Genomic DNA, 11,320 nt, shown 5'->3' on the forward strand with positions numbered 1-11,320 from the left:
CCTGTCTCCAGTGTTTGTTATGTGCGAGCCGTCGACGTCAGCGGTCTTCCGGGATGACCGTGCCCTTGATCTGGGCGGATTTGCCGCGAAACATCGCGACCGTTTCGCCCGTCTGATTCGTGACGCGGATGTCGTAGATGCCGTGGCGGCCGGCGCGCGCCTGTTCGATCGCCTCGGCCGTCAGCTCGTCACCGCCGTGCACCGGGCGCAGGAATTCGATCGAGCAGCCGGCCGCGACCGTATTCAGGTTGTACGAATTGCATGCGAATGCGAACGTCGAATCGGCGAGCGTGAAGATGATCCCGCCGTGGCAGGTCTGGTGTCCGTTCAGGAATTCGGGGCGCACGCGCATCTGCAAGCGGGCGTAGCCGGCGCGGACTTCGGCGATTTCCATGCCGAACGCGCGACTGCAGGCGTCGGCGTCGTACATGGCCTGCGCCGTGGCGCGGGCCAGCGAATCGGGATCGAGCGTGGCGGTGGCGTTCGTCATGTCAACGCCCCTCGAAGCGCGGCGCGCGCTTCTCGATGAATGCCCGCACGCCTTCCGCGTAGTCGTGCGACTGGCCGAGCTTGCGCTGAAGGTCGCGTTCCTGGTCGAGTTGCTGGTCGAGCGTGTTCGTGACGCTGTCGCGCATCGATTGCTTGATCGACGCGATCGCGAGCGTCGGCTGCTGCGCGAGCTGGGTAGCGAGCTGACGGACCGTCGCGACGAGCGCGTCGTCGTCGACCGCGCGCCAGATCAGGCCCCATTGCTCGGCCTGTTCGGCACCGAGCTTGTCGCCGGTCAGCGCGAGCCCCAGCGCGCGTGCCATGCCGACGCGTTGCGGCAGGAACCACGTGCCGCCTGAATCCGGTACGAGCCCGATCTTGACGAAGGCCTGGATGAAACTGCTCGAGCGGGCGGCGAACACGAGATCGCAGGCGAGTGCGAGATTCGCGCCGGCGCCGGCCGCCGTGCCGTTGACGGCGGCGATCACCGGAATGGGCAGACGCTGCAGGCGGCGGATCAGTGGATTGAAGTGCTCGTCGATCAGCGTGCCGAGGTCGGTGGACGCGCCTGGCGTGAAGTCGAGATCGGCCAGGTCCTGGCCTGCGCAGAAGCCGCGCCCCGCACCCGTCAGAATCAGCGCACGTGCGCCGGCTGCTTCGACTTCATCGAGCGCCGACTGCAGTTCGCGATGCATCGCCCGCGTGAAGCTGTTCAGCTTGTCGGGGCGGTTGAGGGTGATCGTGGCCACGCGCGCGGCCTGATCGATATCCAGCTGAATCGCCTGATAGGACATGCAGTGTCTCCTTCATGACTTCGTTATAGGCGCGCGGCGCGTCGGTTACACACGTTCGATCGCGATCGCGATGCCCTGGCCGACGCCGATGCACATCGTACAGAGCGCAAAGCGGCCGCCCGTACGCTCGAGTTGATGAAGCGCCGTGGTCACGAGCCGTGCGCCCGATGCGCCTAGCGGGTGACCCAGGGCAATGGCGCCGCCGTTCGGATTCACGCGCGGGTCGTCGTCGGCGACGCCCAGCATGCGCAGCACGGCGAGGCCCTGCGACGCGAATGCCTCGTTCAGCTCGATCACGTCGAACTGGTCGATGGTCATGCCGAGCTGGCGCAGCAGTTTCTGTGTGGCTGGCGCGGGGCCGATGCCCATCACGCGCGGCTCGACGCCGGCGGTTGCCATGCCGACGACACGCGCGCGACGGCGCAGGCCATACTGGTCGGCGGCCTGCGCATTGGCGAGCAGCAGCGCGCACGCGCCGTCGTTGACGCCCGATGCATTGCCGGCCGTGACCGAGCCGTCCGGTCGCACGACGCCCTTCAGCTTCGCGAGTGCTTCGAGCGACGTCTCGCGCGGGTGTTCGTCGCGCGACACGACGATGGCGTCGCCTTTCTTCTGCGGAATCGTGACCGCGACGATTTCGTCGGCCAGCGTGCCGTCCTGCTGTGCCCGCGCGGCCTTCTGCTGGCTGCGCAGTGCGAACAGGTCCTGGTCGGCACGGCTGATGTTGTAGTCGACCGCGACGTTCTCGGCCGTTTCCGGCATCGAGTCGACGCCGTACAGCTGTTTCATCAGCGGATTGACGAAGCGCCACCCGATCGTCGTATCGAAGATGTCGGCCTGGCGTGCGAATGCGCTCGCGGCCTTGCCCATCACGAACGGCGCGCGCGTCATGCTCTCGACGCCACCCGCGATCATCAGGCGCGCTTCACCCGCCTTGATCGCGCGCGCGGCCGTGCCGACCGCGTCCATCCCGGAGCCGCACAGCCGGTTCAGCGTCGTGCCCGGCACGTCGGTCGGCAGGCCCGCGAGCAGCGCCGACATGCGCGCGACGTTACGGTTGTCCTCGCCGGCCTGGTTCGCGCAGCCGTAGATCACGTCGTCGATCGCCGCCCAGTCGACGTTCCGGTTGCGCTCGATCAGCGCCTTGAGCGGCACCGCGCCGAGGTCGTCGGCGCGGACGTCTTTCAGGGCGCCGCCGTAGCGGCCGATGGGGGTGCGAATCGCGTCGCAGATGTAGGCGTCTGTCATGGGCGTATCGATGAGCAACGAACCCGCCGGGTGGCGGATTCGTTCATGGTAGAGAACGTGGCGGCGTTTGCACGTCGGCCATTCGGGTTATGCCGTCTGGCCAGCTTCCGCAGGGACTGCCTTCGGGGCAACATGGACGCGGCTTTGCACCACACGGAACCGGTTGGCGACGAACGCCGGGTCGGCTAGCGCCGCGTTGGCCGCCGGGTTTGCACCGGTGCCGTGGAAATCGGAGAACGCGGCCGACTGGTTGACGAATACGCCGCCCGTCAGGTTGATCGACAGCGCGACACCGCCGCGCACCGCTGCGTCATGTGCAGCGTCGACGATTGCGTCGTCGGTGCTGTAGACGGAGAGGGTCAGCGCGCCATGTTCTGCCGCGACTTCACCGGCGAGATCGAGCGACTGCGCTGTCGAATCGGTTGCGATCACGAACGAGATCGGGCCGAACCACTCCTGCGTGAATTTCGCGCGGTCGGCCACGTCGAGTTGCAGCACGAGCGGTGTGCGCACGCGGGCATCGGGGAAGGCCGGGTGCTGGAGCGTCAGGCTGTCGGCGAGCACGCGACCGAGCTTGCGCGCGTCGTCGATGCGCGCGGACACGCCTTCGTTCTGGATCGCGCCGATCAGCTCGACCGAGCGTGCCGGGTCGCCGGTGAGCTTTTGCACGGCAACCGCGATGGCTTGTGCGACTTCGTCGAAGCTCGCATGGCCGTCAGCCGTGCGGATGCCGTCGCGGGGCACGTAGATGTTTTGCGGGGCCGTACACATCTGGCCGGAGTACAGCGCCAACGAGAACGCGATGTTCTTGGCGGCGGCCTTCAGGTCGTCGGTCGAGTCGATCACGATCTGGTTGACGCCTGCCTTCTCGGTGTAGACCTGTGCCTGATGGGCATGGCGTTCGAGCCACGTGCCGTTCTGCGTGCTGCCGGTGAAGTCGATCAGCTTGATCTCGGGGCGCAGCGCGAGATCCTGGACGAGGGCGCCGTCGTTGGGTTCGGTCGCGAGGAGCGTGACGACGTTCGGGTCGAATCCGGCTTCGCGCAGCACGTCGCGGGCGATCCGGACCGTGATGGCGAGCGGCAGGATCGCGCCCGGATGCGGTTTGACGATCACGGTATTACCGGTTGCCAGGTCGGCGAACAGGCCCGGGTAGCCGTTCCAGGTCGGGAACGTGCAGCAGCCGAGCACGAGGCCGGTGCCGCGCGGCACGATCGTATAGCGCTTGCGCATCGCGAGCGGCGGGTTCTTGCCTTGCGGTTTTTCCCAGTGCGCATCGGCCGGGATGCGGCGCAGTTCGTCCCATGCATAGGCGACCGCCTCGAGCGCGCGGTCCTGCGCGTGCGGGCCGCCGGCCTGGAACGCCATCATGAAGGCCTGCCCGGTGGTGTGCATCACGCTGTAGGCGATTTCGAAGCTCGCACGATTCAGGCGCGCGAGGATTTCGAGGCTGACACCGACCCAGGCGCTCGGGCCGGCTTCGCGCCACGTGCGTTGCGCGGCCGCTGCGGCAACGATCAGCGCGTCGGGCGTCGACTTCGGATACTGGATGCCCAGGGCGATGCCATACGGCGAGCGCTCTGCGCCGATCGTTTCACCGGACGCCGGCTGGTCGAGCACGAAGGTCTTGTCGAGGTGCGACTTGAACGCGGCTTCGCCGTCTGCGCTTGCGCTTTCCCCGTACACTTTGGGACTCGGCATTTCGGCGAACGGGCTCCAGTACCCGCGGCTCTCGATGGCGGCGAGTGCGTGCTTCAGCGTGTCTTCGTGCTTCGTGAACAGTGCATGGGTCATGGCGGCAGCCTGATGAACGTTGAGAGGGATCGGATCGATTAATTAACCGACCGGTTGGTCGGAGAATGGTAGCATCAAACTATTCGCATGTGCGAGGCGTTTCTCATTTCATTGATCGAGGAGAAATAGATGGCTTACGAGAACATCCTGGTGGAGACCCGGGGGCGTGTCGGTCTGGTGACGCTGAACCGTCCGAAGGCGCTGAATGCGCTGAACGATGCGCTGATGGACGAGTTGGGTGCTGCGCTGAAGGCGTTCGATGCGGATGACGGCATCGGCGCGATCGTCGTGACCGGGAGCGAGAAGGCGTTCGCTGCGGGCGCGGATATCGGCATGATGGCGACCTACTCCTATATGGATGTTTACCGGGGCGACTACATCACGCGCAACTGGGAGACGGTCCGCGAGATCCGCAAGCCGATCATTGCTGCGGTATCGGGCTTTGCCTTGGGTGGCGGCTGCGAACTCGCGATGATGTGCGACATCATCTTCGCGGCGGACACGGCCAAGTTCGGCCAACCGGAAATCAAGCTGGGCGTCATGCCGGGCGCAGGCGGAACGCAACGTCTGCCGCGTGCGGTGTCGAAGGCGAAGGCGATGGACATGTGCCTGACCGCGCGCTTCATGGACGCCGCCGAGGCCGAGCGTGCAGGACTCGTGTCGCGGGTGCTGCCGGCCGACAAACTGCTCGACGAGGCGATTGCCGCTGCGACGACGATCGCCGAGTTTTCGCTGCCGGCGGTCATGATGGTCAAGGAGTCGGTGAACCGGGCGTACGAGACGACGCTGGCCGAGGGCGTTCACTTCGAGCGCCGGCTGTTCCATTCGCTGTTCGCGACCGAAGACCAGAAGGAAGGGATGGCGGCATTCGTCGAGAAGCGGAAGCCGGAGTTCAAGCACCGTTGATTGTGCAGTGTGGCGGTAGGCGCCTGGCGATTGGTTGGCGGCGGTTGCCAGCATGATCGCCGGGCCCGTCGAGCCCCAAGCCCCCGTGCGCGTGAGCGCACGGGGGCTTTTTCAAATTTCTTCACAAAGGGGCTTGCGTAGATCGGGGCAGATGCTTAGAATCACGCCTCTTTCGCGCTAACGGAAACGCGGCGCGGGAGGGAAGGGAAGCGGTGCTGTTGAGGTCCGGTAGTAGCGGCCTCGGCGGTACAGGAAGTTGAGCCCCGCAGTCGCAACGATGTAGTAAAAAAGTTGTTGACGAGCTGCGAAACACGGTTCATAATCTCGCTTCTCTGCTGCTGAAAACGCAGCGCTGCTGAGAAACACGAAGTTCCTCGCAGAAATGCTCTTTAAAAATTAACAGCCGATAAGTGTGGGCGCTTGATGGAAGCGAGCTGATCCTCGGATCAGATAGCGAAAGTATCAAGAGTCTCACACTAAAGTAAGTCAGGTTTATGAAGCAATTCATATTCCTGTCAGCTTTGAGTGAGCGACCGGTTCTTAACCGAACCGAAAACAGTAACAGGTTTAAACTGAAGAGTTTGATCCTGGCTCAGATTGAACGCTGGCGGCATGCCTTACACATGCAAGTCGAACGGCAGCACGGGTGCTTGCACCTGGTGGCGAGTGGCGAACGGGTGAGTAATACATCGGAACATGTCCTGTAGTGGGGGATAGCCCGGCGAAAGCCGGATTAATACCGCATACGATCTATGGATGAAAGCGGGGGACCTTCGGGCCTCGCGCTATAGGGTTGGCCGATGGCTGATTAGCTAGTTGGTGGGGTAAAGGCCTACCAAGGCGACGATCAGTAGCTGGTCTGAGAGGACGACCAGCCACACTGGGACTGAGACACGGCCCAGACTCCTACGGGAGGCAGCAGTGGGGAATTTTGGACAATGGGCGAAAGCCTGATCCAGCAATGCCGCGTGTGTGAAGAAGGCCTTCGGGTTGTAAAGCACTTTTGTCCGGAAAGAAATCCTTGGCCCTAATACGGTCGGGGGATGACGGTACCGGAAGAATAAGCACCGGCTAACTACGTGCCAGCAGCCGCGGTAATACGTAGGGTGCGAGCGTTAATCGGAATTACTGGGCGTAAAGCGTGCGCAGGCGGTTTGCTAAGACCGATGTGAAATCCCCGGGCTCAACCTGGGAACTGCATTGGTGACTGGCAGGCTAGAGTATGGCAGAGGGGGGTAGAATTCCACGTGTAGCAGTGAAATGCGTAGAGATGTGGAGGAATACCGATGGCGAAGGCAGCCCCCTGGGCCAATACTGACGCTCATGCACGAAAGCGTGGGGAGCAAACAGGATTAGATACCCTGGTAGTCCACGCCCTAAACGATGTCAACTAGTTGTTGGGGATTCATTTCCTTAGTAACGTAGCTAACGCGTGAAGTTGACCGCCTGGGGAGTACGGTCGCAAGATTAAAACTCAAAGGAATTGACGGGGACCCGCACAAGCGGTGGATGATGTGGATTAATTCGATGCAACGCGAAAAACCTTACCTACCCTTGACATGGTCGGAATCCTGCTGAGAGGTGGGAGTGCTCGAAAGAGAACCGGCGCACAGGTGCTGCATGGCTGTCGTCAGCTCGTGTCGTGAGATGTTGGGTTAAGTCCCGCAACGAGCGCAACCCTTGTCCTTAGTTGCTACGCAAGAGCACTCTAAGGAGACTGCCGGTGACAAACCGGAGGAAGGTGGGGATGACGTCAAGTCCTCATGGCCCTTATGGGTAGGGCTTCACACGTCATACAATGGTCGGAACAGAGGGTTGCCAACCCGCGAGGGGGAGCTAATCCCAGAAAACCGATCGTAGTCCGGATTGCACTCTGCAACTCGAGTGCATGAAGCTGGAATCGCTAGTAATCGCGGATCAGCATGCCGCGGTGAATACGTTCCCGGGTCTTGTACACACCGCCCGTCACACCATGGGAGTGGGTTTTACCAGAAGTGGCTAGTCTAACCGCAAGGAGGACGGTCACCACGGTAGGATTCATGACTGGGGTGAAGTCGTAACAAGGTAGCCGTATCGGAAGGTGCGGCTGGATCACCTCCTTTCCAGAGCTATCTCGCAAAGTTGAGCGCTCACGCTTATCGGCTGTAAATTTAAAGACAGACTCAGGGGTCTGTAGCTCAGTCGGTTAGAGCACCGTCTTGATAAGGCGGGGGTCGTTGGTTCGAATCCAACCAGACCCACCAATGTCTTGTCTGACTGTAGGTACCTGAGGTCATCTGTACATGGGGGCATAGCTCAGCTGGGAGAGCACCTGCTTTGCAAGCAGGGGGTCGTCGGTTCGATCCCGTCTGCCTCCACCAATCCTCAATGCTAAGAGTTTGCTGAAAATTCAGCGAGCGCTTTGCATTGGCGATTGAGCCAGTCAGAGGATATCAACAGATATCGGCTGTCGTTCTTTAACAATCTGGAAGAAGTAAGTAATTTGGATAGCGGAAGCGTCTTGAGATGGACGTGAAAACTATCCGGGTTGTGATTGTATCGATGTATCTCAAGATGATTCGAACTCTATGTTTGACTCAATTGGAATACGGCACAAATGCGAGAACTCAACCTGTAGCGACTGTAGCGTCGAAAGATGAGACAGACTCGTTATAGGGTCAAGCGAACAAGTGCATGTGGTGGATGCCTTGGCGATCACAGGCGATGAAGGACGCGGTAGCCTGCGAAAAGCTACGGGGAGCTGGCAAACGAGCTTTGATCCGTAGATGTCCGAATGGGGAAACCCACTCCTTTTGGAGTATCCATGGCTGAATACATAGGCCATGCGAAGCGAACGCGGTGAACTGAAACATCTAAGTAACCGCAGGAAAAGAAATCAACCGAGATTCCCAAAGTAGTGGCGAGCGAAATGGGATGAGCCTTGCACTCTTTATTTGTATTGTTAGCCGAACGCTCTGGAAAGTGCGGCCATAGCGGGTGATAGCCCCGTAGGCGAAAACGGTATGAAAGAACTAGGTGTGCGACAAGTAGGGCGGGACACGTGAAATCCTGTCTGAAGATGGGGGGACCATCCTCCAAGGCTAAATACTCGTGATCGACCGATAGTGAACCAGTACCGTGAGGGAAAGGCGAAAAGAACCCCGGGAGGGGAGTGAAATAGATCCTGAAACCGCATGCATACAAACAGTCGGAGCCTCGTAAGGGGTGACGGCGTACCTTTTGTATAATGGGTCAGCGACTTACGTTCAGTAGCAAGCTTAACCGTATAGGGCAGGCGTAGCGAAAGCGAGTCCGAATAGGGCGTTCAGTTGCTGGGCGTAGACCCGAAACCAAGTGATCTATCCATGGCCAGGATGAAGGTGCGGTAACACGTACTGGAGGTCCGAACCCACTAACGTTGAAAAGTTAGGGGATGAGCTGTGGATAGGGGTGAAAGGCTAAACAAACTTGGAAATAGCTGGTTCTCTCCGAAAACTATTTAGGTAGTGCCTCGTGTCTCACCTTCGGGGGTAGAGCACTGTCATGGTTGGGGGGTCTATTGCAGATTACCCCGCCATAGCAAACTCCGAATACCGAAGAGTGCAATCACGGGAGACAGACATCGGGTGCTAACGTCCGGTGTCAAGAGGGAAACAACCCAGACCGCCAGCTAAGGTCCCCAAATATAGCTAAGTGGGAAACGAAGTGGGAAGGCTAAAACAGTCAGGAGGTTGGCTTAGAAGCAGCCACCCTTTAAAGAAAGCGTAATAGCTCACTGATCGAGTCGTCCTGCGCGGAAGATGTAACGGGGCTAAGCTATATACCGAAGCTGCGGATGCGTGCTTTGCACGCATGGTAGGAGAGCGTTCCGTAAGCCTGCGAAGGTGCGTTGAAAAGCGTGCTGGAGGTATCGGAAGTGCGAATGCTGACATGAGTAGCGATAAAGGGGGTGAAAGGCCCCCTCGCCGTAAGCCCAAGGTTTCCTACGCAACGTTCATCGGCGTAGGGTGAGTCGGCCCCTAAGGCGAGGCAGAAATGCGTAGCTGATGGGAAGCAGGTCAATATTCCTGCACCATTGTTAGATGCGATGGGGGGACGGATCGCGGAAGGTTGTCCGGGTGTTGGAAGTCCCGGTCGCTGCATTGGAGAAGGCGCTTAGGCAAATCCGGGCGCGGAATTCAAGGGTGTGGCGCGAGCTCCTTAGGGAGCGAAGCAATTGGAAGTGGTTCCAAGAAAAGCCTCTAAGCTTCAGTCTAATGATGACCGTACCGCAAACCGACACAGGTGGGCGAGATGAGTATTCTAAGGCGCTTGAGAGAACTCGGGAGAAGGAACTCGGCAAATTGGTACCGTAACTTCGGGATAAGGTACGCCCTTGTAGCTTGATGCCCCTGCGGGCAAAGGGTGAAGGGGTTGCAATAAACTGGTGGCTGCGACTGTTTAATAAAAACACAGCACTCTGCAAACACGAAAGTGGACGTATAGGGTGTGACGCCTGCCCGGTGCCGGAAGATTAAATGATGGGGTGCAAGCTCTTGATTGAAGTCCCGGTAAACGGCGGCCGTAACTATAACGGTCCTAAGGTAGCGAAATTCCTTGTCGGGTAAGTTCCGACCTGCACGAATGGCGTAACGATGGCCACACTGTCTCCTCCCGAGACTCAGCGAAGTTGAAGTGTTTGTGATGATGCAATCTACCCGCGGCTAGACGGAAAGACCCCATGAACCTTTACTGTAGCTTTGCATTGGACTTTGAACCGATCTGTGTAGGATAGGTGGGAGGCTATGAAACCGGAACGCTAGTTTCGGTGGAGCCGTCCTTGAAATACCACCCTGGTTTGTTTGAGGTTCTAACCTTGGCCCGTGATCCGGGTCGGGGACAGTGCATGGTAGGCAGTTTGACTGGGGCGGTCTCCTCCCAAAGCGTAACGGAGGAGTACGAAGGTACGCTAGGTACGGTCGGAAATCGTGCTGATAGTGCAATGGCATAAGCGTGCTTAACTGCGAGACCGACAAGTCGAGCAGGTGCGAAAGCAGGTCATAGTGATCCGGTGGTTCTGTATGGAAGGGCCATCGCTCAACGGATAAAAGGTACTCTGGGGATAACAGGCTGATACCGCCCAAGAGTTCATATCGACGGCGGTGTTTGGCACCTCGATGTCGGCTCATCTCATCCTGGGGCTGTAGCCGGTCCCAAGGGTATGGCTGTTCGCCATTTAAAGAGGTACGTGAGCTGGGTTTAAAACGTCGTGAGACAGTTTGGTCCCTATCTGCCGTGGGCGTTGGATATTTGAAGGGGGCTGCTCCTAGTACGAGAGGACCGGAGTGGACGAACCTCTGGTGTACCGGTTGTCACGCCAGTGGCATCGCCGGGTAGCTATGTTCGGAAGAGATAACCGCTGAAAGCATCTAAGCGGGAAACTCGCCTTAAGATGAGATATCCCTGGGGACTAGATCCCCTTGAAGGGTCGTTCGAGACCAGGACGTTGATAGGTCAGGTGTGTAAGCGCAGTAATGCGTTCAGCTAACTGATACTAATTGCCCGTAAGGCTTGATCCTATAACAAGTCTGCCTTGTAGATGAGCGCCGTGCGATGCACGTGCAGCCATCCGAGAGACTGGTTGGATTCTCGTGTGTGATACACACAACTCAAAATTACTGCTTCTTCCAAGATTGGTTGTGCTGCGAAGCCAGCACAACAACCCTCTTTGCCTGATGACCATAGCGAGTCGGTCCCACCCCTTCCCATCCCGAACAGGACCGTGAAACGACTCTACGCCGATGATAGTGCGGATTCCCGTGTGAAAGTAGGTAATCGTCAGGCTCCCTAAGCCAGAAACCCCCGCCCGAAAGGCGGGGGTTTTTGCATTTGAGCGACGGAAATGTGCGATGCCGGCCACGCGAAATGCGCCCGGCGCTGCCAGCGTCACCTTCCCGCCAATGCTATCAAGCAATAGCGGCGTCGAATTCTCTCCATTGCCGCTATCTTTCGCGATTCAATCGATTATTGATCGTATCTTCGATTAAGACCGCAACTCCTTCTCCGTAGACCACCGGCAAACGCAATCGTGTGACCAGCTTTTCGCTCGCCACGACCCGCTGTTTCCTCCA

At 59.3% G+C, this 11,320-nt stretch carries 5 protein-coding genes, 2 tRNA genes and 3 rRNA genes; 6 read left to right on the forward strand and 4 right to left on the reverse strand.

Going from position 1 to position 11,320, the window contains the following annotated elements; genetic code table 11:
* Positions 1-37 precede the first annotated feature (37 nt).
* From paaI to paaN, 4 genes are all read right to left on the reverse strand, one after another.
* On the reverse strand, positions 38-490 hold the full coding sequence (paaI, locus tag OHZ10_RS02495; RefSeq protein ID WP_174993799.1) for a hydroxyphenylacetyl-CoA thioesterase PaaI: 453 nt from the start codon (positions 488-490) through the stop codon (positions 38-40).
* Position 491: 1 nt separating this feature from the next.
* The gene (gene paaG / locus OHZ10_RS02500; RefSeq protein WP_059236353.1) at positions 492-1,283 is read right to left on the reverse strand and encodes a 2-(1,2-epoxy-1,2-dihydrophenyl)acetyl-CoA isomerase PaaG; all 792 of its coding nucleotides are present in this window, start codon (positions 1,281-1,283) and stop codon (positions 492-494) included.
* Positions 1,284-1,328: 45 nt separating this feature from the next.
* The gene (gene pcaF, locus OHZ10_RS02505; RefSeq protein WP_256085529.1) at positions 1,329-2,531 is read right to left on the reverse strand and encodes a 3-oxoadipyl-CoA thiolase; all 1,203 of its coding nucleotides are present in this window, start codon (positions 2,529-2,531) and stop codon (positions 1,329-1,331) included.
* Positions 2,532-2,618: 87 nt separating this feature from the next.
* Positions 2,619-4,325: a phenylacetic acid degradation protein PaaN gene (gene paaN / locus OHZ10_RS02510; RefSeq protein WP_342703520.1), complete on the reverse strand. Its 1,707-nt coding sequence runs from the start codon at positions 4,323-4,325 to the stop codon at positions 2,619-2,621.
* Between the two features lie 129 nt (positions 4,326-4,454).
* On the opposite strand from paaN, the gene OHZ10_RS02515 reads away from it, so the two are divergent.
* The 6 genes from OHZ10_RS02515 (at position 4,455) to rrf (ending at position 11,033) form a co-directional block, all read left to right on the forward strand.
* Complete coding sequence (locus OHZ10_RS02515; RefSeq protein ID WP_059236348.1) at positions 4,455-5,231, forward strand: enoyl-CoA hydratase; 777 nt, start codon at positions 4,455-4,457, stop codon at positions 5,229-5,231.
* Between the two features lie 569 nt (positions 5,232-5,800).
* Positions 5,801-7,333 (forward strand): 16S ribosomal RNA (locus tag OHZ10_RS02520).
* Between the two features lie 64 nt (positions 7,334-7,397).
* Positions 7,398-7,474 (forward strand) — tRNA-Ile (locus OHZ10_RS02525).
* A 41-nt stretch (positions 7,475-7,515) separates the two neighbouring features.
* Positions 7,516-7,591, forward strand: a tRNA-Ala gene (locus OHZ10_RS02530).
* Positions 7,592-7,886: 295 nt separating this feature from the next.
* Positions 7,887-10,768: ribosomal RNA gene (locus tag OHZ10_RS02535) — 23S ribosomal RNA — on the forward strand.
* 152 nt (positions 10,769-10,920) lie between these two features.
* Positions 10,921-11,033, forward strand: a 5S ribosomal RNA gene (rrf, locus tag OHZ10_RS02540).
* Together the 16S, 23S and 5S rRNA genes with 2 tRNA genes alongside form the textbook arrangement of a ribosomal RNA operon.
* Positions 11,034-11,320 lie beyond the last annotated feature (287 nt).

This window comes from Burkholderia arboris, assembly GCF_038723655.1.
Classification (GTDB): Bacteria; Pseudomonadota; Gammaproteobacteria; order Burkholderiales; family Burkholderiaceae; genus Burkholderia; species Burkholderia arboris.